We start from the raw sequence: 21,122 nt of genomic DNA, 5'->3' as shown, positions 1-21,122 counted from the left end.
CTATGACGTCGATTCGATGACAGACGGCACAGCCGCAGGATTTACGGGGATCACTTCATCATGACCATGAACATCATGTCTATGCGGGTTCAGGCCGGCACGGAAACGGGCGCTGGCGTCACCGAGGGTGATAACAGCGGGAAGTCCGGCCGGTTTGCCGATGTGCTGATGCAGCAGACCGACTCCGGAAAAAGTGCCACACCGGCGACGGCCAACCCTCGGCAGCCGGCTGCCGAAGCGCTGCCGGATGACGTTGATATCGCCGCTTTAGAAGCCGATGTGCAGGATGAAAGTGTAGCGTCGGCTGCAACCTCTTCATCGCAGGAAGAGACGGCGGATAATCGCGACGCGAAGCCGGAGAACAGCTCCGAGCCTGCCCCCTCGCTTTCTTCTTTGTCGGCAACCCTACCGACGACGCCAATCTCGGCGCCGAGCAATATGGCAGCCGAGTCCGCTCCGGCCGGTGAGCGTTCCACCGACGACACTGCCGGTGACGCACCGATACGCCCGGCATCGATGCCGACATCGACGAAAACCACTGCCGGTGCGGTGCTGCTTTCCGATATCGATACCGTACCGGCTGCGAAAGCAGAGACAGGAAACGAAGCTGAAGCCGAAGGCAGTGACACGGTGAAGGACGCGGCGAAGGGGGCTGTGATTGACGCCACCGACAGCCGGCGTCGGTCTGGCGTCGAGTCGTTAACCGACGCGGGTCGTTCGACAACCACAACAGCGCCAGCCTCGTCTTCCCGGCAGGAAAGCGGCAGTCCATTGCCACCGGCAACGGCGACGAAAGCCGACCGGCAAGCGCTCGACGCACGTTCGCCAGAGCAGACCCCCAAGGCTGGCCCTGCCGTCTTCGAAGGGGCTTCAGGCCAGGCAGCAGCACCGGTTACAGGTGCGCGGGAGCCGGTAGTGACTGCTCCTCAAGCGGTCGAGAACCCCGACGTTGTTGCGCTTGATGAAGTCGAAGGCCGTGCGGTACAGAAGCAGGCCGAGCGCACCACCGCCGAGGCGACGGCGGCGTCAGCCGCCTCGCGGAGCGAGTCAAGCCGGCAGAGCGAAACAGTGCCCGCGGCAAGTCGGCCAAAGATAACCGTGGAGGTCCCCCCGGCTGATACGCGCAGAGACACGGCAAACTCTCAGACGGCGGACTCGCTGGCAAATAAAGATGCCGTGGCGGTGCGGCAACAAGAGGCCACCTCGGCTCGCCCCCCCGAATGGCTGGCGCAAATAGAACATGGTCGCCGTTGGTCGCAACCCGACTTGCGGGCCGGCTCGCCGATGAATACCGACGATAACGGCAACGCCTTGCCGTCGGTTGATCTCGCCGAGGGCGATGGTGAACAGGAAAGCCAGGCGAAGCCGGTGAGCACCGCCTCGAACATGCCTGAACCTGCGCCGGCCTCCCTGTTGTCGAGCCAGTCTGGTGGCGAAGGGGCGCCGGCGATGAACCAGGGTCCCGTTAGTCATGATGCCGGTCTGGCGGTGGTGAACCGGGATGGCATTCAGACAGGCTCTACAGCCGAGCGCCCGGTGTTAGCGGATCGGGTGGTCACGCTGCAGCAAGGCGCACCGGAACAAAGCGCAAAACAGCTGTCGCAACAGGTACAGGTGATGGTGAGCCAGAATCTGCAGGAGGCGGAAATTCGTCTTGATCCGTCGAATCTGGGCGGTCTTCGAATTCAGGTGAAAATGGAGCAGGGGGAGGTGCAGGTCCAGTTTCTGGCCAGCCATCCTCAGGCCCGGGAACTGCTCGACCAGGCCTTGCCGCGGCTGAGAGACATGCTGAGCCAGCAGGGGCTTAACCTGAGTCAGAACCAGGGCCAGAGCCAGTCGGGCAGTCAGCAGGGCGGGTTCAACCAGGCCGCGCAACAAGATGCCCAGCAGCAGTCGCAACAGCAATCGCAACAGAATGCCCAACAAGGGGGCGAGGGGCGCAGTCATGGCCCGCGTGGCTACGGCTCACTTGCCGGTGATGAGCCTCAAACGTCTCTGGCGGGCGAGGCTCGATTGTCGAACCGTAGCGATGACGCCGGCAGAATTGATTTTTTTGCATGATTCAAATGGGTAAACTACGCGTTTGCCGTAAGGATGAAGGGATAGCATGGCCGATGATCTGATCATGCCCAGGGTGGCATGGTACAAACGTAAACTCGTCTGGGTAATCGTATTGCTGCTGGTGGTCGCCGGCGGCGGTGCGGCCTGGTGGCTGATGCCCGCTTCACAGAATGTCGAGGCGGAGCCGGTGGTCGACAATCAGGCGCTGTATGTCGGCCTGCCCCGGCCCTTTATTTTCTCGGTACCGGCCGGGCGGCGGGAACGTCTGGTGCAGGTGGAACTGCAATTGATGGTAAGGGGACTGGCCGATGAAACCAGGGCCAAGCAGCATCTGCCGTTGCTGGAAAGTGTGCTGCTGACGGTGTTGAGCCGTCAGAGTGCCGATAATTACCTGTCTGCCGATGGCAAGCAGGCGGTACGGCAGGAAGCGCTGAATGAATTGAACAGGGTGTTGACGGAAGAGCTGGGAGCACCGCTGATAGAAAAAGTGCTCTTTACCGGTATCGTAATGCAATAGGTGAGTCGTGAGCGATCTGTTATCTCAGGATGAAATTGATGCCCTGCTACACGGGGTGGACGATGTAAAGGAAGAGGAGAGCAACGACAGTAATGGCGTTGCCATGTTTGATTTTTCTTCGCAGGATCGCATCGTTCGTGGGCGCATGCCGACGCTGGAAATGGTTAATGAGCGCTTTGCCCGGCATATGCGTATCAGCCTGTTCAACATGATGCGCCGCACCGCCGAAGTGTCGGTCAACGGGGTGCAAATGCTCAAGTTCGGCGAATACGTGCATTCGCTGTTTTTGCCGACCAGTCTCAACATGGTGCGTTTTCGCCCGCTCAAGGGCATAGGTCTGGTCACCATGGAAGCGCGGCTGGTGTTTATTCTGGTCGACAACTTCTTCGGTGGTGACGGCCGTCATGCCAAAATCGAAGGCCGTGAATTTACCCCCACCGAGCGCCGGGTGATACAGCTGCTGCTGAAGCTGGTGTTCGAGGATTACAAAGAGGCCTGGGCGCCGGTCATGGACGTGGAATTCGAGTACCTGGACTCGGAAGTGAACCCCACCATGGCCAATATCGTCAGCCCCACCGAGGTGGTGGTGGTCAGCTCCTTTCATATCGAGCTGGATGGCGGCGGCGGTGATTTTCACGTAACCCTGCCTTACGGCATGCTGGAGCCCATTCGCGAGCTGCTGGATGCCGGCGTGCAAAGCGACAAGGGTGAAAACGATTTGCGCTGGGGCAAGGCGCTGCGCGATGAAATTCTCGATGTGGGGGTGGATATGTCGGTAAAGCTGCTGGAAAAAGAGCTGAGCCTGCGCGATATCATGGAGCTGCAGGCCGGCGATATCATTCCGGTGGAGATGCCCGAGCATTTGCTGGTGTCGGTAGAAGACTTGCCCAGTTTCCGTGGTCAGCTGGGGCGGGCCGGCGAGAAAATGGCCGTGCGGATCAGCGAGAAAATCAAGAAGCCGGAAACGGTCAAGACCGAACTGAGTCACGTCACCCGCCGTGGCGTACGTATTGACGGTGAAGCCGAGCTGGAAGAACTGGAAAGAACCATTGAGGATGCATCATGAGTGATGAACAGAACGAGCTGGATGATGTCTGGGGCGAGGCGATGGCCGAGCAGACGTCGCAGAGCGAAACAAAAGAGCAGGACTCGGTCAAGCGGGCCGAGCTGAATGACTTCAATGACCCGACCGAAAGCCCCTTGTCCGGTGACGAGCGTCGAAAACTTGACGCCATTCTGGATATTCCGGTCACCATTTCGATGGAAGTGGGCCGCACCCGCATCAGCATTCGCAACCTGCTGCAGCTGAACCAGGGATCTGTGGTGGAGCTGGACCGGCTGGCCGGCGAGCCGCTGGATGTCATGGTTAACGGCACCCTGATCGCCCATGGCGAAGTGGTGGTGGTGAACGACAAGTTCGGTATTCGGCTGACCGATGTGATCAGCCAGACCGAACGCATCAAAAAGCTTAAATAATGCGGCTGTTATCGATATTACTGCTGCTGCCGGCCTCGGTGCTGGCTCAGGGGCCGGAAGTCCGTTGGGATTCATGGGCCCTGTCATCGATGCTGGTGATTGGGGTGATCCTGGTGTTGGGCTGGCTGCTGCGCCGCCTGCGGGGCGCCTCGCTGCTGGGTGGTAGCCGTCAGCTCAACATAGTAGCCTCGCTGGCGCTGGGCCAACGCGAGCGTTTGCTGGTGGTGCAGGTGGGTGAAGAGCAGTGGCTGCTCGGCGTTACCGCCCAGCAAATATCGGGTCTGGGCAAGCTGGAACAACCGCTGGCACCGGAACAGGCAACGTCTCTGTTGTCGAAACAGAGGGCGAGGCGGACGGAAAGGGGCGGCCATGAGTCGTCTTAGTCGCTATCTGCCCCTGTTATTACCGATGTTGCTGCTGGCCGGGCCGGCCATGGCCCAGCAGGGCATGTCGGCGGTGACGGTGACCACCAACACCGACGGCAGCCAGGAATACAGCCTGACCCTGCAGGTGCTGGCGCTGATGACGGCGCTGTCTTTTTTGCCGGCCATGGTCATCATGATGACCTCGTTCACCCGCATCATCATAGTGTTGTCGATTCTGCGTCAGGCGCTGGGGCTGCAGCAAAGCCCCAATAATCAGGTGCTGATCGGCATCAGTCTGTTTTTGTCCTTTTTCATCATGTCGCCGGTGCTGGATCGGGTGAATGCGAATGCGCTGCAGCCCTATCTGGCGGAAGAAATCGACTCCCGGGAAGCATTGGCCCGGGCCGAGCTGCCGATACGTGACTTCATGCTGGCCCAGACCCGGGTCAAGGATCTGGATACCTTTCTCAACATCGCCGATATCCAGGTGGACAGTGAAGCCGAGGTGCCGCTGCGGGTCTTGATACCGGCCTTCGTGACCAGTGAGCTGAAAACCGCCTTTCAGATAGGCTTCATGCTGTTTCTGCCCTTTCTGGTGATCGATTTGGTGGTGGCCAGTATTCTGATGGCGATGGGTATGATGATGCTGTCGCCCATGCTGATTTCGCTGCCGTTCAAGCTGATGCTGTTCGTGCTGGTAGACGGCTGGAACCTGATCATGGGTACATTGGCCAACAGCTTTGGCCTGGGAGCGGGATAGTGAGCCCGGAAACGTTCGTCGACATCTTTCGCAGTGCGCTCTGGCTGGTGACGGTGCTGGTATCGGCGGTGATTCTGCCAAGTCTGGCCATCGGCCTGGTGGTGGCGGTGTTTCAGGCGGCCACCTCCATCAACGAGCAGACCCTGAGCTTTCTGCCGCGTCTGCTGGTGACCCTGGGCGCCCTGGCGGTGGGTGCCCACTGGGGCTTTGATATGCTGATGGATTTCTTTTACGAGATGATTTACCAGATCCCGCAGGTGGTTGGGTAATACAAAGCTGTCAGCTATCAGCTATCAGCTATCAGCTGTCAGCTATCAGCTATCAGCTATCAGCTATAAGCGACCCGAGTATTTTGTAGGCGCCAATTTATTCGGCGCAAACGGTTAGACAAATCAGAATAGACAGGCGGAACGCAAATCGCCCAGTCACCGATTGTTTGTCTGACAGCTGACAGCTTACAGCTTGCCGCTTTGTTTTCGGAGACGATGTTTGAACTACAGCACCGAGCAGATCCTGATGTGGCTGGCCGCTTATCTCTGGCCCCTGTGCCGCATCGCCGGCATGATGATGACCATGGTGATGTTTGGTGCCCAGCTGACGCCGGCCTACAACCGCGTATTGCTGGCGCTCGCCACCACCCTGGCGGTGGCGCCGGTGCTGCCTACCATGCCCGAGGTGGCGCTGTTTTCGGTCGGTGGCTTTCTGATCACCGGCCAGCAGGTACTGATTGGCGCAGTGATTGGCCTGTTGTCCCAGTTTCTGGTGCAAACCTTCGTCACCGCCGGCCAGATCATCGCCATGCAGACCAGCCTGGGTTTCGCCACCATGGTCGATCCGCTCAATGGCCAGTCCGCCCCGGTGGTGGGGCAATTGTATCTGATGCTGGGCACCCTGCTGTTTCTGGCGCTGAACGGTCATCTGGTGATGATTGAAGCCATCGTGCTGAGCTTCGACACCCTGCCGGTGGCGATGAATGGTTTGTCGGTCACCAGTTGGGAAAATCTGGCCGGGCTGCTGAGCCTGCTGTTTCAGGCGGCGGTGGCCATGTCGCTGTCGGCTATCGTCGCCATGTTGTTGATCAACCTGACTTTCGGGGTGCTGACCCGGGCCGCGCCCCAGTTGAACATCTTCAGCGTCGGCTTTGCGGTCAGCATGGTATGCGGCCTGTTTATTCTGTGGCTGACCCTGGGCGGATTTCTGGGGCATTTCGAAAACCAGTGGCTACGGCTGCAAACGGTGATGTGTGACACCCTGCTACTGACTTGCGAAGGAGGCTGAATGGCGGAGTCGGACGGTCAGGAAAAAACAGAACAGCCTACGGAACAACGCCTTCGCCAGGCACGAGAAAAAGGCCAGATCCCTCGTTCCAAGGAGTTGGGTACCGCCGCCGTACTGTTGAGTGCGGCGCTGGGACTGATGATGGTCGGCGACTCGCTGGGGCTGGCCATGGCGCGGCTGTTTGAACGCAACTTTCAGGTCGACAGGGCCGCGCTGTTTGATCCCGAGGCCATGATGCCGGCGCTGCGTGACTCGCTGATGGGGCTGATGTGGCCTCTGTTTGGGTTTTTTGCCATCGTGTTGGTGGCGGCGCTGGTGGGCAACAGCCTGCTCGGCGGTGTTAACTTCAGCAGCCAGGCGATGCTGCCCAAGCTGGATCGCATGAGCCCGATGAAGGGCTTCAAGCGAATGTTCGGCATGCAGTCGCTGGTGGAGCTGCTCAAGTCCATTGCCAAGGTGGTGTTTATCGCCACCCTGGCTATCTGGCTGTTGTGGGGCCAGTTTGACAATATTCTGCGTCTGAGCGACGAAACCCTGCCCGCCGCCATGGTCGGCTCGGTGGAGTTATTGCTGAACATGGGCCTGTTGCTGTGCATGGCTCTGCTGCCCATCGTGGCCATCGATGTGCCGTTTCAGATCTGGAATCACACCCGCCAGCTGAAGATGACGCTGCAGGAGATCAAGGACGAATACAAGAACACCGAGGGCAAGCCCGAGGTCAAAGGCCGTATTCGTCGTTTGCAGCAGGAAATGGCCAACCGCCGCATGATGGGCGAAGTGCCCACCGCCGACGTGGTGGTGGTCAACCCGACCCATTACTCGGTGGCCTTGCGTTATGACAAGGACAAGCCCGGCGCCGCCCCCATGGTAGTGGCCAAGGGGCTGGATGAAATCGCGCTCAAGATTCGGGAAATCGCCCGGGAATACGAGGTGCCGGTGATTTCGTCTCCGGCCCTGGCGCGAGCCGTGTATCACTCCACCAAGCTTGACCGGGAAATTCCCGACGGCCTCTTCGTGGCCGTGGCCCAGGTGTTGGCCTATGTATTCCAGCTGAACGCCTGGCGCAAGGGGCAGGGCAACCGCCCGGTACCGCTGAAGGAAGACCTGCCGATACCGGACGAATATAAGGCCTGAGCTAGCTATAAGTCATGAGCTATAAGTCATGAGCTAAAAGCTAAAAGCCTGTTTCTTAGTCACAAGTCTGTCAGTCCATAAAATATGCACAGAGGCAACTGGGTAGCCTCTTCCGACACGCTGAACCGCATCCCTGCGACGCTCAGCACATGACGTCCTGTCATGTGATGGTCGGCTGAGGCTATCCCAGCCGCCTCTTTTCGGGCTCGAAGTCGTCGGTGAGCACCACTGACAGACCACTCCGTTGCCGACGGGAGGGCAAAGGGTGTCTGCTCAACCGACCATCCGCGCCAAGGATGGCGCGGCTGAGCCCCCAGGGAGGGGTTTACGGCGTGTCGGCTGAGCAGTGCGCTTTGCCTGATGGCCTCGTTAAGTTCAACAAAAACTTGTGACCAAGAGACAGGCTAAAAGCGCCAAGGGAGCCGCTTACGGCTGATCGCTCAAAGCTTACAGCTGAAAATGGCCTGTTTATTGCATATTAAGCCGCATCAATTCTCGTCTACACAGCAGTGGCAATGGCATTCAAGGACACGCTTTCACAAATCGGACCCTGGTCCTCCTGGTTCAGTAAAGGGCTGGGCACCCCGCTGCTGGTGCTGGCGGCACTGGGCATGGTGGTGTTGCCCATTCCCGCCCTGCTGCTCGATGTACTGTTCTCGTTCAATATTTCCCTGGCGCTGGTGATCCTGCTGGTGGCGGTATACAGCCAGCGGCCGCTGGACTTTGCCGCCTTTCCTACCGTGCTGCTGGTCGCCACCCTGTTGCGGCTGGCGCTGAACGTGGCCTCGACCCGGGTGGTACTGCTGGAAGGGCACGAGGGCGGCAATGCGGCCGGTAACGTGATTGAGGCCTTCGGCTCCGTGGTGATCGGCGGCAACTATGCGGTCGGTCTTATCGTGTTTCTGATCCTGATGATCATCAACTTCGCGGTGGTCACCAAGGGGGCCGGCCGTATCTCGGAAGTGAGTGCCCGTTTTACCCTGGACGCCATGCCCGGCAAGCAGATGGCCATCGATGCGGATTTGAATGCGGGCCTGATCAATCAGGACGAGGCGCGACTGCGCCGGGATGAAGTGACCCGTGAAGCCGACTTCTACGGCTCCATGGACGGTGCGTCCAAGTTCGTCAAGGGCGATGCCATCGCCGGCATCATGATCCTGTTTATCAATATCATCGGTGGTTTCATCATCGGCATGGCCCAGCACGGGCTGCCGTTCGGCGAAGCGGCCGAAATCTATACCCTGCTGACCATAGGTGACGGTCTGGTGGCGCAGATTCCCTCGCTGCTGCTGTCGATTGCCGCCGCCATTATCGTGACGCGTCAGAATACCCGTGAAGACATGGGCCAGGCGATGCTGGGGCAGCTGTTCGACAACCCCAAGTCGCTGGCCATTGCCGCCGGTATCCTGATCACCATGGGTCTGGTGCCGGGCATGCCCCATTTTGCCTTTCTGCTGCTCGGCGGGTTGGCGGCCTTTGCGGCCTGGTGGACCATCAAACGCAATGCGCGTGATGCACAGCTTGCGGTAGAGCAGGAGCAGTCGCCGACGGTGCCAAGTACCGAGGTGAAGGAGCTGAGCTGGGACGACGTGGCGCAGGTCGACACCATAGGCCTGGAAGTGGGTTACCGGCTGATAAGCCTGGTCGATCAATCTCAGGGCGGCGAATTGCTGAGCCGCATCAAGGGGGTGCGCAAGAAACTTTCGCAGGAGCTGGGCTTTCTGATCCCCGCCGTGCATATTCGCGACAACCTGGAGCTGGGCCCCAATCAGTATCAGATCACCCTGATGGGGGTGAGCTCCGGCGCGGCCGACATTTATCCGGATCGGGAGCTGGCCATCAACCCCGGGCAGGTCTTCGGGCCGGTACAGGGTATCGACACCCGGGATCCCGCCTTCGATCTGGAGGCCACCTGGATTACCAAAGACCAGATCGAACAGGCCCAGAGCCTGGGTTACACGGTGGTGGATGCCGCTACCGTGGTGGCCACGCACCTCAGTCAGCTGCTGACCAACCATGCCGCCGTCTTGCTGGGCCATGAAGAAGTGCAGAACCTGGTGGATCAAATCGGTCGCAGTCAGCCCAAGCTGGTGGAAGGGCTGGTACCCAACACCATGAGTCTGGCGCTGGTGACCAAGGTGTTGCAGAGCCTGCTGCATGAAGGGGTGACCATTCGTGACATGCGCACCATTCTGCAGACCCTGACCGAGTACTCCACCAAGAGCCAGGATCCGGAAGTGCTGACCGCCGCCTGTCGTATTGCCCTGCGCCGTTTCATGGTGCAGGAGATAGCGGGCACCGAGCGCGAGCTGCCGGTCATCACCCTGGCGCCAGAACTGGAACAGATATTGCAGAACTCTTTGCAGGCCGGCGGTGCGCAGGGCAGCGGCATCGAGCCCGGCCTGGCCGAACGCATGCAGCAATCGCTGGCACAGGCGGCGGCCAATCAGGAAATGGAAGGGCAGGCGGCGATTTTGCTGACCTCCGGCATGTTGCGCACCACCTTGGCGCGCTTTGTAAAACACACGATTCCCAGTCTGCGGGTCTTGTCCTATCAGGAAGTACCTGATGACCGTCAAATCCGCATTGTGGCGTCTGTTGGCCAGCAGTAGCAGGGTGGTAGTTTAAATGAAGATAAAACGATTTTTCGCCAAAGACATGAGAGCCGCCCTGGCCGAGGTGAAGGACGTGCTCGGCGCGGACGCGGTGATCATGTCCAATAAAAAAGTGTCCGGCGGTATCGAAATAGTGGCGGCGGTGGACGACGACGACACGCCGGTCACCCCGGTGCAGCGGCCGCTGCGGGATGACAATGTCAGAATTTCGTCGCAGGCCCGTCAATTTATTTCTCCGCTGGATGCAAAGCAGCAGTCGGAAACCCTGCAATCGCTGTTGATGCGGGGGCGCAGTGAAGCCTCTCCCCAGACCCTGGCCGAGCAGTCCAGCTGGAAGGAGCCGGCGCTGACCCCGGAGGCGGGCAAAGCGCCGCGTCAGGAGCCGCGAATGGGGACGAAAGAGCCCCAGGCTCAGCCCCAGTTGCACGACAGCCGCGAGCACAAGCGCAGGGAAGGGGCCAAAGACAAAGAGTTGAATGCCATGCGTCAGGAAATTGCCAGTATTCGACGCTTGCTCGAACATCAGGTGTCGGGGTTGATGTGGCAGGAGGTGGAACGGCGCGAGCCGGTCCGCGCCATGCTGATCAAGCACCTGAACGGCCTGGGATTCAGCGATGTTTTTTCCGACCAGCTGGCGATGATGGTGCACGACACAGCGGCACCGCATGAAGCCTGGAGCCAGATTGAAACCGCGCTGTGTCAGCAGTTGATGACCGGTGAAGACGAAATTCTGCGCCAGGGCGGCGCCGTCGCCCTGCTGGGCCCCACCGGGGTCGGCAAAACCACCACCATCGCCAAGCTGGCCGCCCGCTTTGCGTCCCGCTATGGCGCCGACCAAATTGCCTTGATTACCACCGACCACTACCGGATTGGTGCCCATGAACAACTGCAGACCTACGGTCGCATCATGGGCGTGGTGGTCAAGCAGGCGCGTACCTATCAGGAGCTGGCTCAGGCACTCTATCAGCTGCGTCATCGGCGGTTGGTGTTGATTGACACCGCCGGTATGGGCCAGCGGGATCTGCGATTGAACGAACAGCTCGATACTCTGGTGGGCGATAAACAAATCAAGATTCGTAACTATCTGGTGCTGCCGGCCACGGCCCAGCGCCGGGTATTGCAGGAAGCGGTGGATCATTTTCGTCGCATTCCCCTGGCCGGTTGCATTCTGACCAAGCTGGACGAAAGTCTGTCACTGGGAGATGTGCTGGATATCAGTATTCAGAACAGTCTGCCCATCAGCTATATCACCGACGGGCAGCGGGTGCCGGAAGATCTGCGCCTGGCGGATGCCCTCGAGCTGGTCAGGCAGGCATTGGGAACCATGGAGCAACGTCGGGAAGAGCCTCACTACTGGGAGTCCTCCGAGTTCGACGAAGAGGATGCGCGTTTTTATGAATAATTGGTTTCAGGACCAGGCGAGTGGACTGCGGCTTATGCAAAAAACAAGCAGAGTACAGGTTATTTCGGTGACCGGCGGCAAGGGCGGTGTGGGCAAAACCAACATTACCCTCAACATGGCGTCGGCCATGGCGGCGCAGGGCAAGAGGGTCATGGTGCTGGATGCGGATCTGGGGCTGGCCAACGTCGATGTCTTGCTGGGCATTCGAGTCACGCGCAATCTGTCCCACGTGTTGCGCGGGGAGTGCACCCTGGACGAGGTGCTGGTGGAAGGGCCGCAGGGCGTCAAGATCATACCGGCCACGTCCGGCAACCAGTCGATGACCGAATTGTCGCCGCTGGAGCACGTGAGCCTGATCCGCGCCTTCAGCGAAATGCAGACCCCGATTGATATTCTGCTGGTGGATACCGCCGCCGGTATCTCCGACATGGTGCTCAGTTTCTCCCGCGCCGCGCAAGAGGTGATAGTGGTGGTGTGCGACGAGCCCACCTCGATCACCGATGCCTACGCCCTGATCAAGATTTTGTCCCGGGATTACGGCGTGTTCCGCTTCAAAATCGTGGCCAACATGGTGCGCAGCCAGCGCGAAGGTCAGGAACTGTTTACCAAGCTGACCCGGGTGACCGATCGCTTTCTGGATGCGGCGCTGGAACTGGTGGCCTGTGTGCCGTTCGACGGCAATCTGCGGCTGGCGGTACGTCGCCAGACCCTGGTGGTCAATCAATATCCCACCTCACCATCGGCCATGGCGATCAAGCAGCTGGCCGGCAAGGCACTGAGCTGGCCGGCACCCCAGCGGGCCGGTGGCCACCTGCAGTTCTTTATCGAAAAATTGTTGAATCCTCCGGCGGTCGAGTTAGATGTTCGGGGGGAATAAGGCGCTGGTCTATGCCAGACAGCAGGGTAACCAGCTGGTAGAGCGTCATGCGGGACTGGTGCGTCGCATCGCCCATCACCTGCTGGCGCGATTGCCGGACAGCGTGCTGCTGGACGATCTCATCCAGTCGGGCATGGTCGGGTTGCTGGAAGCCGCCCGCAACTTCGATGCCGGCAAGGGCGCCAGCTTCGAGACCTTTGCCGGCATTCGCATTCGCGGCGCCATGCTGGATGAAATTCGCCGTGGTGACTGGGTGCCGCGCTCGGTACACAAACACAGCCGGCAGATAGCCGATGCCGTGGCCGCGGTACAGCGTCGGGAAAGACGCAATGCCAACGACCGGGAAGTGGCCGAAGAGCTGGGCGTGAGCCTGGACAGCTATTACGCCATGCTGCGCGATACCAGCAACGGCAAAATCCTGGAAATGGACGAATTTGAAACCGGTGTCGACCATCATGCGGAGCAAGGCTCTCATGTGGCCAGTCCGTTTGAAGACATGGCCCGACAACGTTTTCTCGGCGCCCTGTCGAGCCATATCAAGACACTGCCCGAGCGCGAGGCCCTGGTGCTGTCTTTATATTACGACGAGGAGCTGAACCTGAAAGAGATAGGCCAGATACTCGAAGTGAGCGAATCCCGAATCAGCCAGATCCACAGCCAGGCCATGCACCGTTTGCGCGCCAGGCTGAAAGAATGGAAAGAGTGAAATAAAGCCATAAGCCATAAGCCATAAGCGGTAAGTCAGACTGTTGCAGTTGGAGAGTCGGTGTGGTGCTTGTGAGCTTTCAGCTTTCAGCTTTCAGCTTTCAGCTTTCAGCTTTCAGCTTAAGGCTTATAACTGACAGTGTTGTGTTTATTAAACAATCGAAATCAAGGATTTGGCATATTTTAGTGTGCCAATAGCGCAATATACGATTTAAGTTAAGGTATACCGGGTCGATATAGTTAAGATACTTGTCGTGATCAGCGGCCGCAGACTCGGCTGATAGGAGGAAATGCTTGGACAAGAACATGAAAATCCTCATCGTGGATGATTTTTCCACCATGCGCAGGATTATTAAAAACCTGCTGCGGGATCTCGGATTCAATAATACTCACGAGGCCGACGACGGCACCACCGCCTTGCCCATGCTCAAGGGGGGCGGCTTCGATTTTGTGGTCACCGACTGGAACATGCCCGGCATGCAGGGTATCGACTTGTTACGCGCCATTCGAGCCGACGACAAGCTCAAGCATCTGCCGGTATTGATGGTCACGGCGGAAGCCAAGCGCGAGCAGATTATCACCGCCGCTCAGGCCGGCGTGAACGGCTACGTGGTCAAGCCTTTTACCGCCGGCACTCTCAAGGAAAAACTCGAGAAGGTTTTCGAGCGAATCGGATAAAAAGGCAGAGCAATGGCATTACAGAAAGGAACCATCAGCCTAGAACAGGCTCGCATACTGGTAGCCATGCTGGAGCGGGGGGATCAGGACGGCGCCGACCGTTATCTTACCGATGTCTGCATGCCGCAGGCGAAAGATCTGGTCGAACAGGTCGGACAACTGACCCGGCAACTGCATGATGCGTTGCAGGAATTTCGCAACGATCCACGTCTGCCCGAGCTGGCAGAAAATGAAATTCCCGATGCCAGGGAGCGGTTGAGCTACGTCATCGACATGACCGACAAGGCGGCCAACCGTACCATGGATGCGGTGGAAGCCAGTCTGCCCATTGCCGACCGACTCGGCGATCGCATCCAGCAGATAATGCCGGGCTGGCGTGAGTTAATGCAGCGCCAATTGGAGCTTAACAGGTTCAAGGAGCTGTGCTATCAGCTCGACGATTTTCTACAGAGCTCCGAGCAGGATTCCAATCAGCTAAGGCAGTTGCTGACCGAAATCCTGATGGCGCAGGATTATCAGGATTTGACCGGGCAGATGATTCGCCGGGTGATCAACCTGGTGCAGGAAGTGGAAGCCAAGCTGGTGGCCATTCTGTCGGTCTTTGGTCGTTTACCGGGTATGGAAGACGCTCAGGCGATGCCGGCGAACGCACCAGTCTCGGCCATTGAAGCCGAAGGTCCGATCATCAATAAAGAGCATCGTAATGATGTGGTCTCGGATCAGGACGGCGTAGACGATCTGTTGTCCAGTCTGGGATTCTAAGGAGAGAGCATGGGCTTTGAGGTAGACGAGGATATTCTGCAGGACTTTCTGGTGGAAGCATCGGAAATTCTGGAGCAATTGTCGGAGCAGTTGGTGACACTGGAGCGCCAGCCGGACGATAAAGACTTGCTGAATGCGATTTTTCGCGGTTTTCATACCGTCAAGGGTGGTGCCGGTTTTCTGTCGTTGACTGCTCTGGTGGACACCTGCCACAAAGCCGAAAACGTGTTCGATATTCTGCGCACGGGTCAGCGTCACGTCACCTCCGAGCTGATGGACGTGATACTGCGGGCGCTGGATACGGTGAACAACATGTTTGCCGAAATCCAGAACCGGCAGGAGCCGACCCCCGCCGATCCGTTATTGCTGGAAGAACTCAAGCGCTATTGCCGGCCGGCCAGTGAAGATGAGGCGGCCGTCGCTCCGGTTGTCACGGCGGCGGCTGATGCCACCATCGCCGACCTCGGCGAAGCCGACTATCGGCAGATGCTGGACCAGCTTGCGCCCGATACGTCGGCCGACAGCGTATCCGAACCGGCGTCAGGCGCCTCGGCCGACAATAGTGCCGCCGGTGACGGCGACGACATCAGCGACGATGAATTCGAAGCGCTGCTGGATCAGTTGCACGGCGCCGGCAAGCACAGCGGTGTGCCCGCCTCTGCCGCCTCTGCCGCCTCATCGCCATCGGCCAGCCAGAGCACGGATGACGGTGGTGACGAGATAGACGATCTCGAGTTCGAGGCGCTGCTGGATCAGTTGCATGGTGCCGGCAAGGGCCCGTCGATTGCGGCAGAGGAGGCCGTTAGTACTCCGGCGCAGGCTGCCCCGGCTCAACAAGCACCGGCGGCCGTGACGGCATCTGCACCTGCGGCGCCGAGCGCCGACAAGGCCGCCGCCAAGGCGCCGGCGCATCATAACGCGCCACCGGATACCTCGGTACGGGTGGATACCAGGATCCTCGATAACATCATGAACATGGTGGGCGAGCTGGTGCTGGTGCGTAATCGCCTGCTCAGCCTCGATGCCAATCATGACGATGAAGACATTTCCAAGACGGTCGCCAACCTGGATGCGGTCACCGGTGACCTGCAGGGCGCCGTGATGAAAACCCGGATGCAGCCGATCAAGAAGGTCTTCGGCCGCTTTCCGCGGGTGGTGCGTGATATGGCCCGCAACATGGGCAAGGAAATCAACCTGGAAATGGTCGGGGAAGACACCGACCTCGATAAAAACCTGGTTGAGGCGCTGGCCGATCCCCTGGTTCACCTGGTGCGTAACTCCTGTGATCACGGCATCGAAATGCCGGCAGAGCGGGAAGCAGCCGGCAAAGCGCGAGCCGGCGTTATTCGGCTGACGGCTTCGCAGGAAGGGGATCACATTCTGCTCGGTATCGAAGATGACGGTGCCGGTATGGATCCGGAGAAGCTCAAGGGCATCGCCATGAAGCGGGGCATTCTCGATGCGGATGGCGCCGCCCGCATGAGCGACGGCGAGGCCTATAACCTGATTTTCGCCCCCGGTTTTTCCACCAAGCAGGAAATTACCGACGTCTCCGGCCGCGGCGTGGGCATGGATGTGGTCAAGACCGGTATCAACTCGGTCAATGGCTCTATCGTGATCGACTCGGAGAAAGGCAAGGGCACCCGGCTGCAGATCAAGGTGCCGCTGACCCTGGCGATACTGCCGACCCTGATGGTGCTGGTGGGCAAGCAGACCTTTGCGCTGCCGCTGACCAACGTCAACGAAATCTTCCATCTCGACCTGACCCGCACCAGCTCGGTGGATGGCCAGCTGACCATAGTGGTGCGCAATCACGCCATTCCGCTGTTCTACCTGCAGGACTGGCTGCTCAAGGGCGAGCGTCAGCCGCGTAAAACCCAGGGGCATGTGGTGATAGTGGTGGTGGGTAACCAGCAGGTCGGTTTTGTGGTCGATGGCCTTATCGGCCAGGAAGAAGTGGTGATCAAGCCGCTCGACCAGCTGTTGCACGGTACGCCCGGCATGGCCGGCGCCACCATTACCAGCGATGGCGGCATCGCGCTGATCCTGGATCTGGCCGGTTTGATCAAAGCCTATGCCCGGCGTTACGCCTGATAATAAAAGGGAGTGAGAGGATAATAATGGCTATACGGGTGTTAGTGGTTGATGATTCCAGTTTTTTTCGGCGTCGTGTCAGCGAGATCCTGAATCGGGATCCCTTGTTAACCGTGGTGGATACCGCCGCCAATGGCCAGGAGGCGGTGGAAAAGGCCCGCTTGCTGCGCCCCGACGTGATCACCATGGACATCGAAATGCCGGTGATGGACGGTATTTCTGCGGTGCGCGCCATCATGAAGGCGACGCCCACGCCGGTGCTGATGTTTTCTTCGCTGACCCACGACGGTGCCCGGGCCACGCTGGATGCGCTGGACGCCGGCGCCATGGACTTTCTGCCCAAGCGTTTCGAAGACATCGCCCGCAGCAAGGAAGAAGCGATTCTGCTGCTGCAGCAGAGGGTCAAGGCCATTTCCCGTCGTCGCGCCGTTGCTGCGCCTGTGTCTCGGTCCTCGACGATCGGGGCTGCCAGTGCGGCGGCGCGGGTTCGACCTACGCTGGCCAGCACCCCTGCCGGCCGCGGTTTTGCCGCTGCCACTCCGGTGGTGGCCGAGCCGGTTGTCGAGCGCCGCAGCCTGCCTCGTCGCAGTGGCAAGCATTATCAACTGCTGGCCATCGGCACCTCCACCGGTGGCCCGGTTGCCCTGCAGAAGGTGTTGACCCGGCTCCCGGCCAACTTTCCCCATCCCATCGTGCTTATCCAGCATATGCCCGGTACCTTTACCAGCGCCTTTGCCGCCCGACTCGACGGTCTGTGCCAGATTCGGGTCAAGGAAGCAGAAGACGGCGATCAATTGCGTCCGGGGCACGCCTACCTGGCACCGGGTGGCAAGCAGATGTTGTTTGAAGGCCGCGCCGGTAACGCCCGGTTGCGGGTGATCGACGGCAATGACAAGGTCAATTACAAGCCCTGTGTCGACATCACCTTCGCGTCGGCCGCCAAAATCTATGGCGGCAATGTGCTGGCGGTGGTGCTGACCGGCATGGGGGCAGACGGTCGCGAAGGCGCCCGGCTGCTGAAAGAGCAGGGGGCCAGCATCTGGGCCCAGGACGAAGAAAGCTGCGTGGTCTACGGCATGCCCCAGGCGGTGGCCAAGGCCGGTATTGCTACCGAATCCCTGCCCTTGTCGCTGATCGGCGATGCCATCAATAACGAGATCGGCGGCTGATATGGCATTGGCCGGGCTGCTGTTGGCGCTGGTTTGCATCACCCTGGCTCAGTGGTGGCATGGGGGCAGCCTGTGGGGGCTGCTGGACGGCCCCGCCCTGTTGATCGTCTGTGGCGGGACCCTGGGGGCGGTGATGCTGCAAACGCCCTGGCCCCAGTGCAAGGCGGCACTCAAGGCGCTGAAGGTGCTGTTCGCTCGCCAGTCCTGGCCTTTTCATGAACAGGCCTCGCGGCTGCTGCACTGGTCGCACGAAGCCCGGCACGGCGGCTTTCTGGCCCTCGAGTCCAAAACCGAGTTGCATGAACTGGACCGCTTTACCCGTCAGGGATTGCAATGGCTGGTGGACGGCACCGAGCCGGCGGCGCTGGAACGGCTGCTGGATAATGAACTGGATCGGCTGGAAGAGCAGAAAGAGCTGGAAGCCCGGGTGTATGAAGCCATGGGCGGCTACAGCCCGACCATCGGTATTATTGGTGCCGTGCTGGGGCTGATTCAGGCGATGTCGAACCTGGATGATCCGGGGGAGCTGGGCCGAGGCATAGCGGTGGCCTTTGTGGCCACCCTGTACGGCGTGGGGCTGGCCAACCTGTTGCTGTTGCCGCTGGCCAACCGCTTGCGGGCCATCTACCGGCTTGAACTGCGTTATCGTGAGCTGACCGCCATCGGCCTGCTGGCCATCGCTCGCGGCGACGGCAGCCTGTCGGTCAGTCGACAGCTGGCCCAGTATCAGGGGCAGCGTCAATGAGGCGCCGCTCTCTGGCATCGGGATCTGACAGTGCCGGACTGGATCGCTGGCTGGTGTCTTATGCGGACTACATGACGCTGGTGTTTGCGTTGTTTGTGGTGCTGTATGCCATTCATGCCAGCAAGACCGAGCTGCAGCAACCCATGCTGGATGGCATGCAGCAGGCGCTGGTGCGTCTGAGTGGCGATGCCTTGCCCGCCACGGCGGCGATGAGCAGCACGACGGTTGACGCCGAGTCTGCCGCCATCGGCACCGATGCGCCGTTGCAAACGACCGGGCTGGAACGGCTGCAAGCCGAGCTGGCGCTGCAGCTGGCACCGCTGATCGAACAACGGCGGGTCGAACTGGAAAACGACGGCGACTGGCTGACCCTGAGTTTTGACGGCAAGCTGTTGTTCGCCAGCGGCAGCGCCTTGCTGGGGGGCAACGGCGAGCCGGTGCTGAGCACCCTGCTGCCGGTGCTGGTGCCGGTTGACCACTTTATTCGGGTGCGGGGCTATGCCGACAATCTGCCGGTCAGCAACGAGCTTTATGCTTCCAACTGGCAGCTCTCTGCCGAGCGGGCACGGGTGGTGCTGGAGTGGTTGCTGAAGCGGGGGATTGCCGCCCCGCGCCTGGCGCTGGAGGCCTTTGGCGAATTTCATCCTCGGGAGCAGCGTTTGGGCGAGCGGGGGCGGGCACTCAACCGGCGGGTTGAAATTGCCATTTCCGCACAGCGCTGGCAACCCAGAGCCACCCTGCCGTCACGGCCGCTGAACACGGAGCAGAGCCAGGCGCTGCGGGAGTATGAACTGCCCGGCGGTGGCATACGAATCGGTACATCAACAGAAGACGGGGCTAACCGGTGATTGTCTGGACAGTAGCAAATCAGAAAGGCGGGGTCGGTAAAACCACCACAGTCGTGGCGCTCGCCGGTTTGCTGGCGCAGCGCAACAAGCGGGTGCTGCTGATCGACACCGATCCACACGGCTCCCTGACCTCCTATTTCAATTATGATATGGATACCTTGCCGCACACCCTGTTCGATCTGTTTCAGGCCCCGCGACCGACCCGAGCCCTGTTTGAACAGGTGGCGCTGAAAACCGACTTCGATGGTCTGACGCTGTTGCCGGCGTCGATCTCTCTGGCGACGCTGGAGCGTACCTCCAGCAGCCGTGAAGGCATGGGGCTGGTGCTGAAGCGCCTGCTGGCCGAGCTGCGGGATGATTTTGACGTGGTGATTATCGACTGCCCGCCGGTGCTGGGGGTCATGATGGTCAATGCGCTGGCCGCCTGTGATCGCATTCTGGTGCCGGTGCAGACCGAGTTTCTGGCCATCAAGGGGCTGGAGCGGATGGTCGGCACCTTTAAACTGATGCACAGAGCCAGAAAAGACGGCTTCAACTATACGGTGGTGCCCACCATGTACGATCAGCGCACCCGGGCTTCGGTACAGAGTCTGGAGAGCCTGAAACAACAGTATGGCGAGCGTCTCTGGCCGGCGGTGATTCCGGTAGATACCAAGTTTCGCGATGCCAGCCTGCGCCACGAACCTCCTTCTTATTCCGCCAGGGGCAGCCGGGGGGTCTATGCCTATCAGACCCTGCTGCGCTACCTGTGGCAGCTCGATGGCGTGGAGACGGCATTATGAATCAACGACACACCGACGCCCTCGACGATTATTTCGGCGCCCTGCTGGAAGAAAGTCCGTCCCGAGTGGAGCCTGAGTGGCAGCAAGCGCCCTCGCCAGCGCCGGCCGAAGTCCCTTTAGTGTTTGCCGACCCGGCCGAAGAGGAACGGCGTTTGGGGCTGGAAGCCCTGCTGGCCCGGGTGGCCGAGCTGAAAGAAGAAGAAAGTCTGCCGCCGGTTGATCCCGTGGCGCCCGAACCGGCAATAATGATGGAGGCCAGGGTCGAGCCGACCTCGGCCATTCCCGAACCGACCATTCCCGAACCGACTATGGTTGAACCGACACCGGTAGCGGCCGTTGAGCCCGAGCCGGTGCCCGTTGCCGCCGAGACACCGGCCGCCGCCGAATGGCGTAACATGGATACCGAAAGCAGCTTTCAGGCCTTGTTTTTCGAGGTGGCGGGCATGACCTTTGCGGTACCGCTGACCCATCTTGGGGGCATCTATCAGATGACCAAGCTGACCAGTCTGTTCGGCAAGCCGAACTGGTTTGCCGGTGTGCTGACCGAGCGGGAACGCCAGCTTTATGTGGTGGATACCGCACGCTGGGCCATGCCCGGCCACCAGGCACAGGAACAATACCAGTATCTGGTGACCCTGGGGGAAAGCAACTGGGGGCTGGGTTGCCATCAGTTGAAAGGCACGGCCCTGCTGACGCGGGATCAGGTAAAATGGCGCGCCACACCGGGCTCGCGGCCCTGGCTGGCGGGCATGGTAAAAGAAAAAATGTGCGCCCTGCTACATGTGGATGCCTTGATTGGGCTGCTGGAGCAGGGTAAGAATATCGACGGACAACAAGTCTGAGCAGGCATAAGG

Annotated in this window: 21 protein-coding genes; all 21 read left to right on the top strand. The window is 59.9% G+C overall.

Annotated elements, in window-relative coordinates; genetic code table 11:
* Positions 1 to 60: 60 nt before the first annotated feature.
* The 21 genes from ABD827_RS12165 to ABD827_RS12065 all read left to right on the top strand — a co-directional run bounded on the left by ABD827_RS12165 (position 61) and on the right by ABD827_RS12065 (position 21,110).
* Complete coding sequence (locus ABD827_RS12165; RefSeq protein ID WP_344965016.1) at positions 61 to 2,061, top strand: flagellar hook-length control protein FliK; 2,001 nt, start codon at positions 61 to 63, stop codon at positions 2,059 to 2,061.
* A gap of 46 nt (positions 2,062 to 2,107) precedes the next feature.
* Positions 2,108 to 2,578 (top strand): flagellar basal body-associated FliL family protein, encoded by a 471-nt coding sequence (locus tag ABD827_RS12160; protein ID WP_344965015.1) that lies wholly within the window; start codon positions 2,108 to 2,110, stop codon positions 2,576 to 2,578.
* A 7-nt stretch (positions 2,579 to 2,585) separates the two neighbouring features.
* On the top strand, positions 2,586 to 3,644 hold the full coding sequence (gene fliM, locus ABD827_RS12155) for a flagellar motor switch protein FliM (protein WP_298717856.1): 1,059 nt from the start codon (positions 2,586 to 2,588) through the stop codon (positions 3,642 to 3,644).
* Positions 3,641 to 4,054, top strand: a complete 414-nt coding sequence (fliN, locus tag ABD827_RS12150) for a flagellar motor switch protein FliN (RefSeq protein ID WP_298717859.1) — start codon at positions 3,641 to 3,643, stop codon at positions 4,052 to 4,054. Before fliM ends, fliN begins: the two co-directional genes overlap by 4 nt.
* On the top strand, positions 4,054 to 4,437 hold the full coding sequence (gene fliO / locus ABD827_RS12145) for a flagellar biosynthetic protein FliO (RefSeq protein ID WP_344965014.1): 384 nt from the start codon (positions 4,054 to 4,056) through the stop codon (positions 4,435 to 4,437). Before fliN ends, fliO begins: the two co-directional genes overlap by 1 nt.
* Complete coding sequence (gene fliP, locus ABD827_RS12140) at positions 4,424 to 5,179, top strand: flagellar type III secretion system pore protein FliP (RefSeq protein ID WP_298717865.1); 756 nt, start codon at positions 4,424 to 4,426, stop codon at positions 5,177 to 5,179. The genes fliO and fliP overlap by 14 nt, the downstream gene beginning before the upstream one ends.
* Positions 5,179 to 5,448 carry a flagellar biosynthesis protein FliQ gene (gene fliQ / locus ABD827_RS12135; protein WP_298717868.1) on the top strand — a complete coding sequence of 90 codons (270 nt, stop codon included), beginning with the start codon at positions 5,179 to 5,181 and terminating at the stop codon, positions 5,446 to 5,448. The genes fliP and fliQ overlap by 1 nt, the downstream gene beginning before the upstream one ends.
* 220 nt (positions 5,449 to 5,668) lie before the next feature.
* Positions 5,669 to 6,457, top strand: coding sequence for a flagellar biosynthetic protein FliR (gene fliR, locus ABD827_RS12130; RefSeq protein ID WP_344965013.1), 789 nt, complete (start codon positions 5,669 to 5,671; stop codon positions 6,455 to 6,457).
* The gene (flhB, locus tag ABD827_RS12125) at positions 6,458 to 7,591 is read left to right on the top strand and encodes a flagellar biosynthesis protein FlhB (protein WP_344965012.1); all 1,134 of its coding nucleotides are present in this window, start codon (positions 6,458 to 6,460) and stop codon (positions 7,589 to 7,591) included. It begins immediately after the preceding gene.
* A gap of 515 nt (positions 7,592 to 8,106) precedes the next feature.
* Positions 8,107 to 10,203 carry a flagellar biosynthesis protein FlhA gene (flhA, locus tag ABD827_RS12120; RefSeq protein ID WP_298717875.1) on the top strand — a complete coding sequence of 699 codons (2,097 nt, stop codon included), beginning with the start codon at positions 8,107 to 8,109 and terminating at the stop codon, positions 10,201 to 10,203.
* 16 nt (positions 10,204 to 10,219) lie between these two features.
* A complete protein-coding gene (gene flhF, locus ABD827_RS12115) occupies positions 10,220 to 11,608 on the top strand; it encodes a flagellar biosynthesis GTPase FlhF (RefSeq protein ID WP_344965011.1) in 1,389 nt (462 codons plus the stop codon).
* On the top strand, positions 11,601 to 12,485 hold the full coding sequence (locus ABD827_RS12110) for a MinD/ParA family ATP-binding protein (RefSeq protein WP_298717881.1): 885 nt from the start codon (positions 11,601 to 11,603) through the stop codon (positions 12,483 to 12,485). Before flhF ends, ABD827_RS12110 begins: the two co-directional genes overlap by 8 nt.
* Positions 12,469 to 13,191, top strand: a complete 723-nt coding sequence (locus ABD827_RS12105; protein ID WP_344965010.1) for an RNA polymerase sigma factor FliA — start codon at positions 12,469 to 12,471, stop codon at positions 13,189 to 13,191. The genes ABD827_RS12110 and ABD827_RS12105 overlap by 17 nt, the downstream gene beginning before the upstream one ends.
* Before the next feature lie 305 nt (positions 13,192 to 13,496).
* Positions 13,497 to 13,868: a chemotaxis response regulator CheY gene (gene cheY, locus ABD827_RS12100; protein WP_425567994.1), complete on the top strand. Its 372-nt coding sequence runs from the start codon at positions 13,497 to 13,499 to the stop codon at positions 13,866 to 13,868.
* Between the two features lie 12 nt (positions 13,869 to 13,880).
* Positions 13,881 to 14,630: a protein phosphatase CheZ gene (locus ABD827_RS12095; protein ID WP_344965008.1), complete on the top strand. Its 750-nt coding sequence runs from the start codon at positions 13,881 to 13,883 to the stop codon at positions 14,628 to 14,630.
* Positions 14,631 to 14,639: 9 nt separating this feature from the next.
* A complete protein-coding gene (locus ABD827_RS12090; protein ID WP_344965007.1) occupies positions 14,640 to 16,724 on the top strand; it encodes a chemotaxis protein CheA in 2,085 nt (694 codons plus the stop codon).
* 26 nt (positions 16,725 to 16,750) lie between these two features.
* Positions 16,751 to 17,893: a protein-glutamate methylesterase/protein-glutamine glutaminase gene (locus tag ABD827_RS12085; protein WP_344965006.1), complete on the top strand. Its 1,143-nt coding sequence runs from the start codon at positions 16,751 to 16,753 to the stop codon at positions 17,891 to 17,893.
* A gap of 1 nt (position 17,894) precedes the next feature.
* Positions 17,895 to 18,638 (top strand): flagellar motor protein, encoded by a 744-nt coding sequence (locus ABD827_RS12080; RefSeq protein WP_344965005.1) that lies wholly within the window; start codon positions 17,895 to 17,897, stop codon positions 18,636 to 18,638.
* On the top strand, positions 18,635 to 19,486 hold the full coding sequence (locus ABD827_RS12075) for a flagellar motor protein MotB (protein ID WP_344965003.1): 852 nt from the start codon (positions 18,635 to 18,637) through the stop codon (positions 19,484 to 19,486). The genes ABD827_RS12080 and ABD827_RS12075 overlap by 4 nt, the downstream gene beginning before the upstream one ends.
* The gene (locus ABD827_RS12070) at positions 19,483 to 20,268 is read left to right on the top strand and encodes a ParA family protein (protein WP_344965001.1); all 786 of its coding nucleotides are present in this window, start codon (positions 19,483 to 19,485) and stop codon (positions 20,266 to 20,268) included. Before ABD827_RS12075 ends, ABD827_RS12070 begins: the two co-directional genes overlap by 4 nt.
* Complete coding sequence (locus ABD827_RS12065) at positions 20,265 to 21,110, top strand: chemotaxis protein CheW (RefSeq protein ID WP_344965000.1); 846 nt, start codon at positions 20,265 to 20,267, stop codon at positions 21,108 to 21,110. The genes ABD827_RS12070 and ABD827_RS12065 overlap by 4 nt, the downstream gene beginning before the upstream one ends.
* Positions 21,111 to 21,122: the final 12 nt, after the last annotated feature.

This window comes from Oceanisphaera sediminis, assembly GCF_039539745.1.
Taxonomy (GTDB): Bacteria; Pseudomonadota; Gammaproteobacteria; order Enterobacterales; family Aeromonadaceae; genus Oceanimonas; species Oceanimonas sediminis.
Note: the sequence above shows the minus strand (reverse complement) of the source record. Positions and strands in the feature narration are given on the sequence as shown.

Excerpts from the sequence above, each read along its gene's own strand:
- ABD827_RS12165 (WP_344965016.1), top strand. The coding sequence starts at position 61 with ATGACCATGAACATCATGTCTATGCGGGTTCAGGCCGGCACGGAAACG.
- ABD827_RS12160 (WP_344965015.1), top strand. The coding sequence starts at position 2,108 with ATGGCCGATGATCTGATCATGCCCAGGGTGGCATGGTACAAACGTAAA.
- fliN (WP_298717859.1), top strand. The coding sequence starts at position 3,641 with ATGAGTGATGAACAGAACGAGCTGGATGATGTCTGGGGCGAGGCGATG.
- fliO (WP_344965014.1), top strand. The coding sequence starts at position 4,054 with ATGCGGCTGTTATCGATATTACTGCTGCTGCCGGCCTCGGTGCTGGCT.
- fliP (WP_298717865.1), top strand. The coding sequence starts at position 4,424 with ATGAGTCGTCTTAGTCGCTATCTGCCCCTGTTATTACCGATGTTGCTG.
- flhB (WP_344965012.1), top strand. The coding sequence starts at position 6,458 with ATGGCGGAGTCGGACGGTCAGGAAAAAACAGAACAGCCTACGGAACAA.
- flhA (WP_298717875.1), top strand. The coding sequence starts at position 8,107 with ATGGCATTCAAGGACACGCTTTCACAAATCGGACCCTGGTCCTCCTGG.
- flhF (WP_344965011.1), top strand. The coding sequence starts at position 10,220 with ATGAAGATAAAACGATTTTTCGCCAAAGACATGAGAGCCGCCCTGGCC.
- ABD827_RS12110 (WP_298717881.1), top strand. The coding sequence starts at position 11,601 with ATGAATAATTGGTTTCAGGACCAGGCGAGTGGACTGCGGCTTATGCAA.
- ABD827_RS12105 (WP_344965010.1), top strand. The coding sequence starts at position 12,469 with ATGTTCGGGGGGAATAAGGCGCTGGTCTATGCCAGACAGCAGGGTAAC.
- cheY (WP_425567994.1), top strand. The coding sequence starts at position 13,497 with ATGAAAATCCTCATCGTGGATGATTTTTCCACCATGCGCAGGATTATT.
- ABD827_RS12095 (WP_344965008.1), top strand. The coding sequence starts at position 13,881 with ATGGCATTACAGAAAGGAACCATCAGCCTAGAACAGGCTCGCATACTG.
- ABD827_RS12090 (WP_344965007.1), top strand. The coding sequence starts at position 14,640 with ATGGGCTTTGAGGTAGACGAGGATATTCTGCAGGACTTTCTGGTGGAA.
- ABD827_RS12085 (WP_344965006.1), top strand. The coding sequence starts at position 16,751 with ATGGCTATACGGGTGTTAGTGGTTGATGATTCCAGTTTTTTTCGGCGT.
- ABD827_RS12080 (WP_344965005.1), top strand. The coding sequence starts at position 17,895 with ATGGCATTGGCCGGGCTGCTGTTGGCGCTGGTTTGCATCACCCTGGCT.
- ABD827_RS12075 (WP_344965003.1), top strand. The coding sequence starts at position 18,635 with ATGAGGCGCCGCTCTCTGGCATCGGGATCTGACAGTGCCGGACTGGAT.
- ABD827_RS12065 (WP_344965000.1), top strand. The coding sequence starts at position 20,265 with ATGAATCAACGACACACCGACGCCCTCGACGATTATTTCGGCGCCCTG.